The organism is Segeticoccus rhizosphaerae (assembly GCF_009192725.1).
Classification (GTDB): Bacteria; Actinomycetota; Actinomycetes; order Actinomycetales; family Dermatophilaceae; genus Segeticoccus; species Segeticoccus rhizosphaerae.
Genome location: NZ_VOHR01000070.1, coordinates 1 through 15086, shown reverse-complemented (window position 1 = coordinate 15086; position 15086 = coordinate 1). Strand labels below are relative to the sequence as shown.

The window sequence follows — 15086 nt, the reverse complement described above, 5'->3', positions numbered from 1 at the left end:
GTCGGGCAGCTCGGCGACGACGGCGCCACGGCCGCGGGCGCCGGCACGACCAGCAGCGCGGTGAGCGCGCCGGTGATCCAGGCGACCGGGTCGTCCCCCGACTGGACCGCCACGGCCAAGGCGGTCTCGCCCAGTGTCGTGGCCATCAAGGTCACCAACGGTCAGTCCGGGGGTCAAGGCTCCGGTGTCATCATCGACACGAACGGCCACGTGGTGACGAACAACCACGTGGCCACCGCCGGCGGCTCGGACGCCAGGATCACGGTGACCCTCAACGACAACCGCACCTACCGGGCGACCGTGGTCGGCACCGATCCCTCGACCGACCTCGCGGTCCTGCGGATCACGGACCCCCCCAGTGGTCTCTCGCCCATCAGCCTGGGCAACTCGAGCAAGCTGTCGGTCGGTGAGCCCGTCATGGCGGTGGGCAACCCGCTGGGCCTGGCCGGCACCGTCACGACGGGTATCGTCAGCGCTCTCGACCGTCCCGTGACCACCCAGGGTGACTCCTCGCCCCTCGGCCAGAGCAGCCAGCCCGTGGTCACCAACGCCATCCAGACCAGCGCCGCCATCAACCCGGGCAACAGCGGTGGCGCGCTCGTCGACGAGTCAGGTCAGCTGATCGGGATCAACTCCTCGATCGCCACGCTCGGCTCCGGCATCGGCGGCGGCCAGAGCGGCAACATCGGCATCGGCTTCGCCATCCCGGTCAACGAGGTCCGTTCGATCGCCGACCAGCTGATCACCAACGGCAAGGCCGAGCACGCCTACCTCGGCGTGGCTGGTCAGGACACGACGGTGCAACTCGGCTCGGCCAGGCGGAGCGCTTCGGAGATCAGGGTCCTGGCCGACACCCCTGCCGCAAAGGCCGGACTGAAGACCGGCGACGCAGTGATCTCCATCGACGGTGACTCCGTCGACTCCTGGCTCTCCCTCGTCGCCCAGGTCCACGAGCGTGCCCCCGGCGACAAGGCAACGGTCACGGTCGTGCGGGACGGCGAACGCAAGGACGTCTCGGTCACCTTCGGCACCAGCAACAAGTAGGCCCACGAACTCCCCGGGCAACCGCGATCAGGACGCGGTCGCCCGGGGACACGCCTGTCCCCGCCCGTGTAGCATGACGCTCCCCCCACCCGACTCGTCGCCCGCCCGGTTCCCCGGGTGGGCTCGGCCTGCGTGGCGTGGGGCGACCCGCCACGACTCGAGGAAGGCTGGTGCCCGTGTCCGCCGAGCCCACCGAGCTTGCCGACGAACGCGTCTACCTGGCAGGCGCCCGTGCCGCGCTGGCAAGGATGCGCCAGCAGACCCTGGCGACCGAGGCGCGGGGCGGTGACGCCATCGCCGCGGAGTACCTGGCCGCGACCCTCCATCGACGCGCCGAGTCGCTGCGCGACGACCCGACCGGGACGCTCTTCTTCGGCCGGATCGACCAGAGCGACCCGCAGGCCGGGGCCGAGCGTTGGTACATCGGCCGTCGCCACGTCGCCGACCAGCACGGTGACCCCCTGGTCGTCGACTGGCGGGCTGACGTGTCGACCGCCTTCTACCGGGCCTCGCGTGCCGAGCCGATGGGGGTCACGCTGCGCCGCCGGTTCGGCGTCGACCGGGGCGAGCTCACGGCATACGAGGACGAGCACCTGAGTGACCCCGCAGAGGTGACCGGCGACAGCCGGATCGTGGCCAGCGAGATCGAGCGTCCCCGGGTCGGGCCGATGCGAGACATCGTCGCGACGATCCAACCGGAGCAGGACGAGATCGTCCGGGCCGACGTCGCGACCACCGTCTGCGTCCAGGGCGCACCCGGCACCGGCAAGACCGCCGTGGGCCTGCACCGCGCCGCGTGGCTGCTCTACGCCTTCCGCGACCGGCTCTCGCGCACCGGCGTGCTGGTCATCGGTCCCAACCGGGCCTTCCTCGACCACATCGGCGCGGTGCTCCCCGCTCTGGGCGAGGTCCGCGTCACCCACACCACGATCGAGGAGCTGCTCGAGTCGGTGCGGGTGCGAGCCGTCGACGACTCCGATGTCGCTGTGCTCAAAGGAGACCCGCGCCTCGCCGAAGTGCTGCGCCGAGCCGTCTGGTCCCGCGTGCGCGAGCCCACCGAGGCACTGGTCGTCCCCCGGGGGTCGCGCAAGTGGCGGGTGCCCGCCCACGAGGTCCGCGACATCGTCGCCGAGCTGCGGACGCGCGGCATCCGGTATGACGCGGCGCGCCAGATGCTCGCCCGCAGGCTCGCGCACGCCGTGCTGCTGCAGATGGAGCGGTCCGGCGACTCACCGGACGACCGGGTGCAGGACGCCGTGGCACGGTCCACTCCCGTCACGAGGTATGCCAAATCCCTGTGGCCCCAGCTCGATCCACGCCACGTGCTCTTCGACCTGCTGAGCGACCCGGTCGAGCTCGCCCGTCACGCCGACGGGCTGCTGGACCCGCGGGAGCGGGAGCTGCTGCTGTGGACCCAGCCGCCGCGGACGCGCGGCGCCGCCCGCTGGACGAGCGCCGACACGGTGCTGCTCGACGAGATCGCCGCGCTGCTCAACCGTCCGACCAGCCTCGGCCACGTGGTCCTGGACGAAGCCCAGGACCTCTCCCCCATGCAGCTGCGGGCCGTCGGCCGCCGGTGCGCGACGAGCTCCGCCACCGTCCTCGGAGACATCGGGCAGGGGACCACTCCGTGGGCCACCGACTCGTGGGCCGAGTCCATGACCCACCTGGGCAAGCCGGAAGGTCACCTGGAGGTGCTCGACCGCGGGTTCCGAGTGCCCGCAGCGGTGATCGAGTACGCCGCGCGCCTGCTGCCGCGGATGGCGCCCGGTCTCGGCGCCCCCGTCTCGGTGCGGGAGAACCCCGGCAGGCTCGAGGTGCGCGCCGTGGGCGAGGAGCGCCTCCTCGAGAGCCTCGTCGAGGTCGTCCGGAAGGCGTGTGGGGAACCCGGATCGGTCGGTGTCATCCTGGCCGACGACCAGGTGCCGAAGGCCTCGACCGCCTTGACCGCGGCCGGCCTGGCTCACCTGGTGCTCGGGCTCGACCACGGCGACACGTCAGAGCATCCCCACCAGGTGCTGGTCGTCCCCGCGCGCGTGGCCAAGGGTCTCGAGTTCGACCGGGTGGTGGTCCTGGAGCCGGCCGCGATCGCCGAGGCGGAGCCGGACGAGCGCACCGGCCTGCGCCGCCTCTACGTCATCCTCACCCGCGCCGTGACCGAGCTGACCGTCCTGCACACCCGCGAGCTGCCCGCCGAGCTCGCGGACTCTCCCGACGCCAGCACCGCCCCGACCCACGCGACTGCGTGAATCGGGGCGGTGGGCTGGTGCAACTGGTCAGCTCAGCTGCTCACCGGTCATGGCGCGTCGGGAGCGACGAACTCGGGAAGCATCTTCTCGAACTTCGCCGCCAGCGTGAGGGACGGCATGATCTGTCCCTGCTTCTGCTGTGACGCCGCCACGTCGGCGCCCCAGGTCGACGCCTTGAGGCGCTGGTTGGGCGTGCCGTGGTGCCCGGGGCTGGTGAAGGAGCAGTCGCCGACGGTGTAGAAGCTCCGCTCGGCATCGAGCAGTCGCTTGGCGTTGATCGCCTCCCCGCGCTTGTGGACCAGCGAGAAGGTGCCGAACGCGTCGGCCATGAGCTCGGTGCGGCGCGTCGCCTCGGGACCGGACAGCGGGCTGTCGAAGAGGTCGTCCTCGAACTGGACGTGGTGGCCGAACTCGTGGGCGAGGATCGCCTTGGGCGCCGTGCCGCCGATGCCCGCGTAGGCCATCGCCTCCAGGATGCCGTCGCCCATGACGATCTTGTCCGGCACCGCCGCGACCACCGGGTCCGGCTCTCCCTCTGCGGTGAACGCGAACGCGTTGGCGGTGAGCAGGGGGTTGCCGTCGAACCCGGCGTTGTAGACGAGAGCGGTGATCAACTGCGCCAGCTCAGCCGCTTGCTCGTCCGTGACGCCGTACAGCAGCTTGGTGATGCGGGTGACCTTGTCGGGGTGGGAGAAGAAGTCGTCGTGCATCGCGACGAGCTGGATGTCGTCGGTCTTGACGTCCCAGAAACCCTTGAGGACGCGCATCTCGTGCGTGAGCGGGATGGTCTGGCTGCCGTCCGCCCCGAAATACTGTGGCGTGGCGTCGGTCTCGAAGAACAGCGCATCAAGGGTCGGCATATCCAGGGCGCCCACCCGGCTCAGGACGGCAAGGGCGAGCGGGTCAACGCCCTCCAGCTGCTGATCCACCCAGGTGTCGAGGACCGTGGGGCCGCACTGGTAGTCGCCGGGGTTGATCGCCCGATCGCGCAACGCCCACTGGTCGGCGGGCAGCTGAGCGCGAGCCGCGGCGACCCCATCCTCCCAGCCCGCAGGCAGCGCGGCCAGGACCGCATCGATGTCGGTCTGGACCCGCGGATCCGACGACCGTTGTGCGACAGGGCTGCTCGCGGCGGTCTGGGTCTGCGATCCGAACGTCGTCGGCGCAGCAGCAAGCGCCGGAGCGCTCATCGCCACCGAGCACGCGAGTGCCGTGGCCATCCCGGCCGTCCAGACAAGTGACCTCTTCATCCGATCCAAACCTCTCAGCGAACAGGGTCGACCCAGGAATTCCGGCGCAGGAATGCCCGGAGAAGATCGACGATGTGTGCCTGAGTATGTCGCGCGACGCCGCGGCGCGGCCAGTGCACCGATGTCTCGTTATCATCACGAGTCGAGCGCATCCGCCAGCGCCTCGCGCTGCTCGACACCCGTCTTGGTGAAGGCGTTGTAGAGGTGGGAGCGGGCCGAGGCGGTCCGCTTCCCCGCTTCTGCGCGCAGCCGTGCCGCCCCTGCCGCGGACTCCGCTGCGTTGAGCCACAGCCCGAGCTCGTCGAACCGCCCGGTGACGTCCTCGAGACGAGCGCTGTCGGTCTCGGCCAGGGCGCGGACGTGGTCGGCCATGAGGCCCAGCAGGCCACTCTCCGCGCCACCGGCCATTGCCGTGAGGTCGTCAAGCACGCACCTGGGGATGCCCCGAGGCGCACGGCCAGATGAAGCAACCGGGCGCGTGCGGTCACGATGCCGTCGAGACGCGTCGCGCCCTCGAGCGCCGTGCGGGTCGCACCGGTCACCTTGCCCGCGGCCATCTGCAGCATGTTGCCGACCGGGCCGCGATGGCCATGACGGTCGGCACCCCGAGCTGCTCCGCCGACCGGCGGACCTCCCGCAACAGACGGGTCTTGCCGACGCCGGCCGGGGCGACGACCACTGCCCCTGCGGGTGCTTCGGGGGCGGCCATGCCTGCCTCGACGATCCGGACCAGCTCCGCCAGCTCCTCGGCGCGTCCCACCAGCGGCCAGTCCCCTTGCAGGTTGAACGACCCCATGCGCGTGGCACCCGAGTCAGCGGCGATACCCCTGAACTGCAGTATGTCAGCCGCGCAGCGAACCACTCGGTTGCTCGCGTCGCCCTGAGACACTGGCGGCATGCCCGCCCTCATCACCTGGTGGACGCTCGACGTGCGAGCGCTGCACCGGGAGGCCCACGACGACACGGTCGCTGCCGTGGGCGCGGGTCTGCTGCGACGGTGGTCTGAGTCGCACCGCCACTACCACACCACCACCCACCTGGTGGAGATGTTCTGGGCGCTCGATGAACTGCTGGAGGCCGGCGAGCTCACCGAGCGCGAGGGTGCGGTGGCCCGAGTTGCCGCATGGTTCCACGACGCTCGCTACGAGCCTCGCGCCAGGAGCGGGAGCAACGAGGCCGAGAGCGCCGACCTGGCCGTGCGAGGGCTCACCTCGCTCGGCGTCCCGGCCGAGGTCCGGGATGACGTGGAGCGGTTGGTTCGCCTCACCGACGGGCACGACCGGCCGTCGGACGACGGGCTCGCCGCGTGCTTCCACGACGCCGACCTGTGGATCCTGTCGGCGCCGTCGGACCGGTTCGACAGGTACTGCGAGCAGGTCCGGCAGGAGTACGACTTCGTCGACGACACGGCATACGCGAAGGGGCGCAGTGAGGTCCTGCTGCCCTTCGAGCGGCGCGATCGGCTCTACCGCACCGCCCACGCCCGGCAGCAATGGGAGGACGCCGCCCGCCTGAACCTCGGGCGCGAGCTGACCCGGCTGCGCGGCGACGGCAACCACACGGGGGGATGAGCCCGCTTCTCCCTTCGACCAGACCGATATCAACTCGTCACCTGCAAAACTCCTACCAATGGGTAACACTGGTGGGTAGGCGAGTGGAAGGTGATCGGCATGGCGATCGACACGACCGGAACCCAGACCCCGACCGGCGCTCCGGCACCGGGCGGCGCGCACGTCGACGAGCGCGAGGCGCGGCAGGTCGCCGAGGCGGCGCGTGAGTCACGGTGGACGCGACCCAGCTTTGCCAAGGAGCTCTACCTCGGGCGGTTCGACTTCGACCAGATCCACCCCTACCCGCGACCGGCGCCCGACGTCGCCGCCACGGGCGAGGAGTTCCTGGCGCGCCTCGGGGAGGCGTGCGAGCAGATGGACGGCAGCCGCATCGAGCGGGACGCCGAGATCCCGGCCGACTACGTCCGCACCCTGATCGCCCTGGGCGCCCTCGGCATGAAGATCCCGGTCGAGTATGGCGGGCTGGGCCTCTCCATGGCCGACTACGCCCGGGCGCTGATGCTCGCCGGGTCGATCCACCCCAGCATCGGCGCGCTGCTGTCGGCGCACCAGTCGATCGGTGTGCCCGAGCCGGTGAAGATGTTCGGCACCGAGGCGCAGAAGCACGAATACCTGCCGCGCTGCGCCGCGGGTGCGGTCAGCGCCTTCCTGCTCACCGAGCCCGACGTGGGCTCCGACCCGGCCCGGCTGGCCTCCAGCGCGGTGCCGACCGATGACGGCGACGCCTACCTGCTGGACGGCGTGAAGCTCTGGACCACCAACGGCGTGGTTGCCGAGCTGCTCGTGGTGATGGCTCGGGTGCCCGCGCGCGCCGACAGCAAGGGTGGCATCACCGCGTTCGTGGTCGAGGCCGACTCCGAGGGCATCACGGTCGAGCACCGCAACGCCTTCATGGGGCTGCGCGGCATCGAGAACGGCGTGACCCGGTTCCACCAGGTTCGGGTGCCGGCAGCCAACCGGCTCGGCCGGGAGGGCGAGGGCCTGAAGATCGCACTGACCACACTCAACACCGGTCGGTTGTCGATCCCGGCGATGAGTGCCGGCGCCGGGAAGTACGCGCTCAAGATCTCCCGCGAGTGGTCCAACGAACGGGTGCAGTGGGGCCGCCCGGTCGGCAAGCACGGGGCCGTCGCCGAGAAGATCTCCTTCATCGCGGCGACCACTTTTGCGCTCGAGGCCGTCGTCGACCTCTCCTCGCAGATGGCCGACGCCGGCGAGCACGACATCCGGCTCGAGGCGGCGCTTGCCAAGCTGTGGGCCAGCGAGATGGGGTGTCGGATCACCGACGAGCTGGTGCAGATTCGGGGCGGCCGTGGCTACGAGACCGCCGAATCACTGCGGGCCAGGGGTGAGCGTGCGGTCCCCGCCGAGCAGCTCCAGCGTGACCTGCGGATCAACCGGATCTTCGAGGGATCCACCGAGATCATGCGCTTGTTCATCGCCCGTGAGGCCGTCGACGCCCACCTCGCGGCAGCCGGCGACCTCGCCTCCCCCGACGCCGACCTGCAGGCCAAGGCCAAGGCGGCCGTCGGGGCCAGCGGCTTCTACGCCAAGTGGCTGCCCCAGCTCGTGGCCGGCAAGGGGCTCAACCCCCGCTCCTACCAGGAGCTCGGCGAGCTGGCGCACCACCTGCGGTTCGTCGAGCGGGCGTCACGCAAGCTGGCGCGGCAGACGTTCTACGGCATGGGCCGGTGGCAGGCCAAGCTGGAGCACCGGCAAGGGTTCCTCGGCCGGATCGTCGACATCGGGGCGGAGTTGTTTGCGATGGCCGCGACCTGCTCCCGGGCCGAGATGATCCGGCAGGAGCAACCGGACCGGGCCGACGCGGCGTACGCCCTGGCCAATGCCTTCTGCGAGCAGTCGAGGCTGCGCGTCGACACCCTCTTCGAGCGGCTGTGGCACAACACCGACGATGTCGACTACCGGCTGGCGCGCAGCGTGCTCGACGGCAACCTCACCTGGCTGGAGGAGGGTGTCATCGACCAGTCCGAGGGCACCGGGCCGTGGATCGCGCACTGGTCACCCGGGCCCTCCCAGCTGGAGAACCAGGCCCGCCGCTTCCGCTGAGAGGCGGCGTGCACGTGGAGCGCATGATCAGCGCACGCCGTCTCCCGAAGCGACTACCGAGGTCAGGCTGATCTGGGGAGACCTCAAGGCTCGTGGCCCTCAGAGCGAACGGCAGCGCGGCCGAGCAGTTCGGCGAGAGGGGTGCTTGGGAGGCCGGGCACCCGGGTGCGCGTGTCGTCGTGGACTGGCGACGGCTGGTCCATGGCCAACGCGGCCTCGGCCTGGCGGCCGGAACGACCTGGCAGGCGGGCGGTGACGTGGAGGGCCGCGACCGGCAGGTGGCGTGGGGAGCCGGGCCAGCCGCGAGATGCCATGAGACGCCGGGCGAGTTCGGTGACACTGATCCGCTCTGGCCCGGACAGGGTGTAGGTGGTCCCGCGTAGCGATGCCTGCTCGACGACCCGAGTCACCAGGGCCGCGACGTCGCCCACCGCGACCCAGCCCGTCGGGGTGTCTCCGCGCCCGAACACCAGTGGCCGGCGCGAGCGTCGCGCCGTCGTGGCGAGCAGGTCGATCCACAGGTCGGCGAACGCTTCGGGGCGGATGATCGTGCCCCGCACGCTGGATCGGCCGAGGGCCTGCTCGGCCTCGAACTTGGCGCGAAACAGTCCCATCGCGCTGTCGGGCGCGGCCCCTGCCACCGAGACCAGGACCACTTCGGCGCCGACTCCTTCCGCGGCCTGCACCAACAGCTCGTTGCCGGCGGCGTCGACTCGAGCCGGGTCCGTCCGCGGAAACCCGGTGACGGCGGAGACGACCAGATCGACGCCCTCCACCGCCTTCTCGAGAGCCGCCGGATCGGTCACCGACCCGGCCATGACCTCGCTGGGAGCAACCTCCTGCGGCACCGGCCCGGTTCCCCGGCTGAGCACCCGCACCCGGTTGCCCCGGGCCAGGAGGTCAGCGACCACCAGTGAGCCGAGTCGACCGGTGCCCCCCGCCACCAGGATCACGAAGCACCTCCGCCGGAGGCCAGCGAGGCCACGAACCGGTCGGCAGTCGTCTCGTCGGCCACCACCGGCTCCAGGTAGAACCGGCAGGACGTGGCCCGGTCGCCCTCGACGCGGAAGATCATCACTCCCCGCATCAGGTGGCGGCTCCCGTCGCGGCGGGTGCCGCTCATCTCCCACTCGCTCCAGACCTGGTCACCGACCCGGACCTGATCGACCACGGAGGTGACCAGGTCCGGCACTGCGGCCAGGATCCCCGTCCAGTTGCGGCCTACCTGTTCGGCGCCGACGAACCCACGCGCGGGGTGGCACGGTGTCTCGTTGACGTAGCCGGGGGAGAAGCAGCCGACGATCCGCTCCACATCATGCGCGTTGGCGGCCTCCATGACCCGGGTCAGGAACGGTGATCCATCCATGACGACTCCAGCCGTCGACCTTTGGATACAGTGAAGTGCATCCAATAGGAGTGTGAGGCTGTTGCCGCAACCCGTCAAGCCCCGGTCGTATGACGCGAGCGGGCGTCGAGCCGCCGCCCGACAGCGGCGCGAGGACATCCTGACCGCGGCCCGCGACCTGATGCTGCGGCGCGGGTACGCCGCCACCACGGTCGACGCGATCGCGACGGCCGCCGGAGTCTCGTCGGAGACCGTCTACAAGGCCTTCGGCGGAAAACCGGGGATCGCCCGGGCGCTCTACCGCCGGGGCCTCGAAGGGTCTGGCACAGTGCCCGCAGAAGAACGGTCCAACCGCCTGCGTGGTGTCTCCACGGGCCACGAGCTCGTTGCCGGCTGGGCGCAACTGGCGAGCGAGGTCGCGCCCCGAGTGGCACCCCTTGCGGTGCTCCTGCGAGACGCGGCAGCCAGTGACCCCAAGGCGCTTCCGGTCCTGGAGGAGATGGACCAGACCCGGATGGTCCGCATGCGCGACAACGCACGCGCCCTCAGAGCGACCGGAGACGTGCGCCACGGACTCACCTTGCGCGACGTCACCGACGTGCTCTTCACCATCTCCTCAGCCGAGATGTTCGAGCTGCTCGTCATGCGGCGTGGCTGGAACTCCAGCAGGTTCGCCCGTTTCCAACGCGAGACCATGGCGGGCGCGCTCCTCGTCCCTCCGCCGACATCCAGCCCGTCCCGCCACCGGTGAACGGGAAAACCTGATGGCGTCAGTGGCCGTGCCGGGGCACTCTTGAACATGCTCATCATCCGGGCAGGAGTCGTCTTCGACGGCGATGCCCTGCACTCGGACAGCGAGGTCCTGGTCGGCCAGGACGGTCGGGTCCTCGAGGTGCGCCGGGTGCAACCACCGCCGGAGCGGGCCCGGGTCATCGACCACGGTGGTGGCACCACGCTCCTGCCCGGCCTGGTCGACGGCCACCAGCACCTTTCGTGGGGCTGCACGGCCAACCCTGAGGAGGGCCTGCCACGCGAGCCGGGCGGGCAGCGGGAGCTGGCGGTCGCGAACGCGCGACGTGCCCTGGCCGCGGGAGTCACCACCATCCAGGACCTCGGGGACAGTGGTTACGCCGTTGTCGACCTCCGGAACAGCGTGCAGGACGCCTTGAGCCTTCCCCGCCTGCGGGCAAGCGGCCCGCCGATCACCACGCCCGGGGGGCACTGTCACTTCCTGGCCGGCGCACAGACCGAGCCCGGTGAGGTGGCGGCCGCGGTGCGCAGGCGTGCCGAGCGGGGCGTCGATGTGATCAAGGTGATGGTTTCCGGCGGGAACATCACCGCGGGGTCGCTGCCCTGGGAGTCACAGTTCGACGAGGACTCCCTGCGGGCTCTCGTCGACGAGGCGCACGCGGTCGGGCTCCCGGTCGCGGCACACGCCCACGCAGCGTCTGCGCTGCGCGACTGCATCCACGTGGGCGTGGACGCTGTGGAGCACTGCACCTTCATGACGGCCGACGGGGTCGACCACGATCCGGGCCTGGTGGGAGCCCTGGCGACGTCGAGGATCTTCGTGCGGACCACTCCGGGGGCGACCCCTGGCGCTCCAGCGCCGTCGCCGGCGTTGGCGGCCCGGATGCAGCAGATCGTGCAGGGGCTCGGCATGCTTCGTGACCGCGGCGCACGGGTTGTGGTGGCGACCGATGCCGGGGTCAGCCCGGGCAAACCCCACGACGTGATGGCGCACGCCCTGCTCGTGTTCGGTCATGTCACCGGAGACCCCGTCGACACACTCCGGGCTGCGACGTCACGAGCCGCCGATGCCCTGGGGCTGGCCGGTACCTGCGGCTTGTTGGTGCCGGGGCTCGCGGCGGACCTCCTCGTGGTCCGCGGTGAAGCCGCCGTGGACCTGCGCGCGCTGCTGGAGGTCGAAGCCGTCTACCGCGAGGGCAAACTCGTCGCCGGACCCTCCGTCGCGACGCCATGACGAGGAGACGCTGATGTCACGCACACGGATCCACAACCTGTCCATCTCGCTCGACGGTTTCGCCACCGGTGAGCCGCAGTCCGCCGATGCACCCTTCGGGCACGCCGGCCAGAAGCTCCACACCTGGATGTTCGCGACCCGGTTCTGGGACCCGGGCGGAACCGCCGGGGTCGATGACGCCTTCGCTGAGCGCCACGGACCCGGTATCGGCGCCGAGATCATGGGCGCGGGCAAGTTCGGCCCACCCGGCTGGTGGGACGACCCCGACTGGAAGGGCTGGTGGGGCCCCAACCCGCCGTTCCACACGCCGACCTTCGTGCTGACTCACCACGTGCGGTCCTCGATCGAGCTGGAGGGCGGCACGACCTTCCACTTCCTGGACGCCGCCCCAGCCGAGGCGCTCGAGACCGCCCGCGCGGCAGCCGACGGCCAGGACGTCCGGATCGGCGGTGGCCCGACCGTTGTCCGCCAGTTCCTCTCCGCCGGGCTCGTCGACCACATGCATCTCGTCCAGGTCCCGATCGTGCTCGGCCGTGGCGTCCGCCTCTGGGACGGCCTGGAAGCACTCGAGAACACGTACCACGTGGAGGCCGTCTCCGCGCCCAGTGGCGTCACCCACCTCACCTTCACCCGGAAGGCCGCGGCCTGAGTAGGGCCGCGTCATCTTCGCGGCTCCGGCCGCCGTGGCAGGGGGGCTGGCCCAGCGCCCCACCGCCTTCAGCATGGCGAGGTTACCGTCGCCCCGGGGCCCGGTGTCCTACTGTGCGAGGTATGGAGCAACGCGAACACGTGCAGCCGGAAACCTGGGCCGTGATGGCGGGTCGCGGGGTACCGACCGTGGGCGAACCGCTCAACGTCCCTCCGGTGCTGGCCTCCAACTTCACGCTCGGATCCGACCGGTCCTACAGCCGGGACGACGCCACTGCGACGTGGGAAGCCCTTGAGGAGGTGCTGGGCGGGCTGGAGGGCGGTCGCACCGTCGCCTTCGCCTCCGGCATGGCAGCGGCCGCGGCGGTCTTCGACCTCCTCCCCGTAGGAGCGACCGTCGCACTCGGCGACGACTGCTACCAGGGCGTGACCGGCCTGGCCGACGCGGGCGCCGCCCAAGGGCGGTGGCGGGTCGTCCGGGTCGGCGTCGAGGACACCGCGAGGTGGGTCGCGCTCGCCGGCGAGGCGGACCTGCTCTGGGTGGAGTCTCCGTCGAATCCCCTTCTGGCCGTGGCCGATCTGCCTGCGATCTGCGCCGCGGCTCGTTCGACGAAGACGCTCGTCGCGGTCGACAGCACCTTCGCCACTCCCCTACTCCAGCGGCCGCTCGAGCTGGGGGCGGACCTTGTCATGCACTCGGCCACGAAATACCTCGGCGGCCACTCCGACCTGCTGCTCGGGGCCGTGGTCGCGGCCACCGACGAGCACGCCGAGCAGCTGCGGACGCGACGGGAGCTGGCCGGAGCGACCCCCGGTGCCCTCGAGTCCTATCTCGCCGTCCGAGGGGTGCGCACCCTGCCGGTGCGACTTCGCCAGGCCTGCGCGACGGCCGCCGACCTGGCCGACCGCCTCGCCGGCCACCCCGGCGTGGAGGTCGTGCGTTACCCCGGGCGGCCGGATCATCCGACGCACGAGACGGCCCGCAGCTTCATGGACGGGTTCGGTGCAGTCGTGACCTTCGACGTGCGCGGAGGAGCCCAACGTGCCGACGACGTATGCCGATCGGTCCGGGTCATCCACCACGCCACCAGCCTGGGCGGGGTCGAGTCGACCATGGAACGCCGAGCCGCCATCCCCGGCCAGACCCATCTGCCGCCGGGGCTGCTGCGCCTGTCGGTCGGGTGCGAGCACCCGACCGATCTCTGGCGCGACCTCGACCGGGCTCTCACCACCTGACGAGGCTGTCGACGGGAGGGCGCGTCCCGGTCGCGCACTGCCACCAGTCGACCCGGCGTCAGCGCCTCAGCTCGGCACCACTCGCTGGGCTTGGCGCCAGCGCTCCGGAGTGGTGCCGTGGTGCTGGCGGAAGCGCCGCACCAGATAGGTGGCGTCTCGCAAGCCCGTCCGGGAGGCGATGACGCCGAGCGGCAGCTCGGTCTCGCGGAGCAACCGACGGGCCTCGGCCATCCGCCGCTCGGTGATCCACTCCAGCAGGGTGCGCCCGGTGCGCTGCCGGACGACGGTCGTGAGGTGTCCTGGTGTGTATCCGAGGGCGGCGGCGACATCGCGGGCCGAGACGGGCTGCGCATAGGTCGCCTCGATCTGGTCGAAGACCCGCTCCACCAACGGATCCGGCGTGGTCCGCGCCGACGGCACCAACCGCGCGGCCGCAACCAGCAGCCGGCTGAGCAGTGCGGCGACCGCCTCCCCTGCACCCAGACGTTGCGGGTCGGCGAGCTCGCCGGAGAGATCGGTCAGCCATCCCGACCAGGTCGGCCGGTCGGCTTCGGCGACCACGGCCCTCCCGGCGCCGGCCCCGAACAGCGCGAGCAGCGGATGGTGGGAGCGGGCGAGCGGGGACACCGAGGCCAGGGCGGGCACGGCCTCGGGCGCGAACGCGACCGACCAGGCGGTGCAGCCGACGGGCGGGGAGGCGTCGAGATGGCCGATCACCTGGCCCGGAGACAGCGCGTGCACCACCCCGGCACGCAGCTGCCGCGTGACGCCGTCGACCCTGACCTCGGCGCTGCCCTCCTCGACATACACCAGGACCAGGAAGTCGTGGGCGTGCGGCCGGCTGCGCAGCAGGGCGTCACGGTGCCGCCCCACATCGACGTGCACGACAGTCACCGGTGGCCGCCCATCGCCGTGCTCCTGGCCGTAGACCGGCGTCCCGTCCGGCCGCACCCTGCGCAACCGCGAGCGCGAGCCGATGCCCTCGGTGCCCGAAGAACGTGCCATGGCTTTCAACTTTCGTGCCGCCAAAGAACCGCAGGATGTCCAAGACTAGACGCAATCGACCATCGGTCCGAAGGACCGCCTCACCCCTCAGGGAGCACCCATGCCAGCAGAAAACGACGTCCGCATCCTCGACGAGCGCACCCCGAACGACCGGGACCGGTCGTTCCTGCCCGGTATGAGCAGGACCTGGCTGCTCCCGCTGTATGACGTCTTCACTCGCCTGGCCGGGGTGGGAGCACTGCACCGGCGGGTCAGTGACCTCGCCGCGATCGGGCCCGGTGAGGTGGTCGTCGACATCGGCTGCGGCACGGGCAACCTCTCGTTCGCCGTGCTGGCGGCGCAGCCCCGGGCACGGGTCACCGGTCTGGACCCCGACGATGCCGCTCTTCGCCGTGCCGCCCGCAAGGCCCGCCGTCGTCGGGTTGCGCTCACGCTCGTGCGGGGCTACGCCGATCGCGTGCCGGCCGAGGACGGCACGGTCGACCATGTCGTGTCCTCGCTCGCACTCCACCACGTCGACGCCGACGATCGAGCAGCGTTCGCGGGTGACGCCTTCCGCGCCCTGCGTCCCGGCGGCACGATCACCATCGCCGACTTCGGCGGTCCCGCCCCGGCCGCTGGGGGCACCCCTCACGGCGGCCACGGGCAGCACGAGCACGGGCCGGCCCACGCGTTGCGCCACCTGCC

15 protein-coding genes are annotated in these 15086 nt (G+C 71.3%); 9 read left to right on the top strand and 6 right to left on the bottom strand.

Features of this window, described 5'->3' with window-relative positions; translation table 11 throughout:
• Together FRW57_RS08155 and FRW57_RS08150 are read left to right on the top strand one after the other, a co-directional pair.
• Window positions 1–1044: S1C family serine protease (locus FRW57_RS08155; RefSeq protein ID WP_152185767.1), on the top strand; the 1044-nt coding region annotated here is incomplete at its 5' end.
• A gap of 176 nt (window positions 1045–1220) precedes the next feature.
• Window positions 1221–3293, top strand: coding sequence for a HelD family protein (locus FRW57_RS08150; protein WP_238999371.1), 2073 nt, complete (start codon window positions 1221–1223; stop codon window positions 3291–3293).
• Between the two features lie 47 nt (window positions 3294–3340).
• On the opposite strand, the gene FRW57_RS08145 is transcribed toward FRW57_RS08150, so the two are convergent.
• The 3 genes from FRW57_RS08145 to FRW57_RS08135 form a co-directional block, all read right to left on the bottom strand.
• A complete protein-coding gene (locus FRW57_RS08145; RefSeq protein WP_152185766.1) occupies window positions 3341–4543 on the bottom strand; it encodes a hypothetical protein in 1203 nt (400 codons plus the stop codon).
• Window positions 4544–4678: 135 nt separating this feature from the next.
• The gene (locus tag FRW57_RS08140) at window positions 4679–4972 is read right to left on the bottom strand and encodes a hypothetical protein (protein WP_152185765.1); all 294 of its coding nucleotides are present in this window, start codon (window positions 4970–4972) and stop codon (window positions 4679–4681) included.
• A 109-nt stretch (window positions 4973–5081) separates the two neighbouring features.
• Complete coding sequence (locus tag FRW57_RS08135) at window positions 5082–5339, bottom strand: ATP-binding protein (RefSeq protein WP_162529306.1); 258 nt, start codon at window positions 5337–5339, stop codon at window positions 5082–5084.
• A 100-nt stretch (window positions 5340–5439) separates the two neighbouring features.
• Between FRW57_RS08135 and FRW57_RS08130 the strand changes: the two genes are divergently transcribed.
• Together FRW57_RS08130 and FRW57_RS08125 are read left to right on the top strand one after the other, a co-directional pair.
• Window positions 5440–6114 carry an HD domain-containing protein gene (locus tag FRW57_RS08130; protein ID WP_137120675.1) on the top strand — a complete coding sequence of 225 codons (675 nt, stop codon included), beginning with the start codon at window positions 5440–5442 and terminating at the stop codon, window positions 6112–6114.
• A 99-nt stretch (window positions 6115–6213) separates the two neighbouring features.
• On the top strand, window positions 6214–8181 hold the full coding sequence (locus FRW57_RS08125) for an acyl-CoA dehydrogenase family protein (RefSeq protein WP_137120676.1): 1968 nt from the start codon (window positions 6214–6216) through the stop codon (window positions 8179–8181).
• Between the two features lie 83 nt (window positions 8182–8264).
• On the opposite strand, the gene FRW57_RS08120 is transcribed toward FRW57_RS08125, so the two are convergent.
• Entirely contained in the window at window positions 8265–9134 is an 870-nt protein-coding gene (locus FRW57_RS08120) for an SDR family oxidoreductase (RefSeq protein WP_162308145.1), read from the bottom strand.
• Window positions 9131–9547 (bottom strand): nuclear transport factor 2 family protein, encoded by a 417-nt coding sequence (locus FRW57_RS08115; RefSeq protein WP_137120678.1) that lies wholly within the window; start codon window positions 9545–9547, stop codon window positions 9131–9133. The genes FRW57_RS08120 and FRW57_RS08115 overlap by 4 nt, the downstream gene beginning before the upstream one ends.
• A 52-nt stretch (window positions 9548–9599) precedes the next feature.
• On the opposite strand from FRW57_RS08115, the gene FRW57_RS08110 reads away from it, so the two are divergent.
• The 4 genes from FRW57_RS08110 to FRW57_RS08095 all read left to right on the top strand — a co-directional run bounded on the left by FRW57_RS08110 (window position 9600) and on the right by FRW57_RS08095 (window position 13394).
• Window positions 9600–10277 carry a TetR/AcrR family transcriptional regulator gene (locus FRW57_RS08110; RefSeq protein WP_137120679.1) on the top strand — a complete coding sequence of 226 codons (678 nt, stop codon included), beginning with the start codon at window positions 9600–9602 and terminating at the stop codon, window positions 10275–10277.
• 48 nt (window positions 10278–10325) lie between these two features.
• The gene (locus FRW57_RS08105; protein WP_137120680.1) at window positions 10326–11510 is read left to right on the top strand and encodes an amidohydrolase family protein; all 1185 of its coding nucleotides are present in this window, start codon (window positions 10326–10328) and stop codon (window positions 11508–11510) included.
• A gap of 13 nt (window positions 11511–11523) precedes the next feature.
• Window positions 11524–12159, top strand: a complete 636-nt coding sequence (locus FRW57_RS08100) for a dihydrofolate reductase family protein (RefSeq protein WP_152185764.1) — start codon at window positions 11524–11526, stop codon at window positions 12157–12159.
• Between the two features lie 122 nt (window positions 12160–12281).
• Window positions 12282–13394 (top strand): trans-sulfuration enzyme family protein, encoded by a 1113-nt coding sequence (locus tag FRW57_RS08095; protein ID WP_137120682.1) that lies wholly within the window; start codon window positions 12282–12284, stop codon window positions 13392–13394.
• Window positions 13395–13460: 66 nt separating this feature from the next.
• Here the strand turns inward: FRW57_RS08095 and FRW57_RS08090 are convergent, their stop codons facing one another.
• Complete coding sequence (locus tag FRW57_RS08090; protein WP_137120683.1) at window positions 13461–14399, bottom strand: AraC family transcriptional regulator; 939 nt, start codon at window positions 14397–14399, stop codon at window positions 13461–13463.
• A 100-nt stretch (window positions 14400–14499) separates the two neighbouring features.
• Here FRW57_RS08090 and FRW57_RS08085 point away from each other — a divergent pair.
• Window positions 14500–15086, top strand: a 587-nt coding sequence (locus tag FRW57_RS08085; RefSeq protein WP_152185763.1) for a class I SAM-dependent methyltransferase, incomplete at its 3' end; no start/stop codon positions are given.

Coding starts and splice junctions, on each gene's coding strand:
- FRW57_RS08135 (WP_162529306.1), bottom strand. CDS start 5,339: ATGGGGTCGTTCAACCTGCAAGGGGACTGGCCGCTGGTGGGACGCGCC.
- FRW57_RS08115 (WP_137120678.1), bottom strand. CDS start 9,547: ATGGATGGATCACCGTTCCTGACCCGGGTCATGGAGGCCGCCAACGCG.
- FRW57_RS08130 (WP_137120675.1), top strand. CDS start 5,440: ATGCCCGCCCTCATCACCTGGTGGACGCTCGACGTGCGAGCGCTGCAC.
- FRW57_RS08090 (WP_137120683.1), bottom strand. CDS start 14,399: ATGGCACGTTCTTCGGGCACCGAGGGCATCGGCTCGCGCTCGCGGTTG.
- FRW57_RS08100 (WP_152185764.1), top strand. CDS start 11,524: ATGTCACGCACACGGATCCACAACCTGTCCATCTCGCTCGACGGTTTC.
- FRW57_RS08125 (WP_137120676.1), top strand. CDS start 6,214: ATGGCGATCGACACGACCGGAACCCAGACCCCGACCGGCGCTCCGGCA.
- FRW57_RS08105 (WP_137120680.1), top strand. CDS start 10,326: ATGCTCATCATCCGGGCAGGAGTCGTCTTCGACGGCGATGCCCTGCAC.
- FRW57_RS08095 (WP_137120682.1), top strand. CDS start 12,282: ATGGAGCAACGCGAACACGTGCAGCCGGAAACCTGGGCCGTGATGGCG.
- FRW57_RS08145 (WP_152185766.1), bottom strand. CDS start 4,543: ATGAAGAGGTCACTTGTCTGGACGGCCGGGATGGCCACGGCACTCGCG.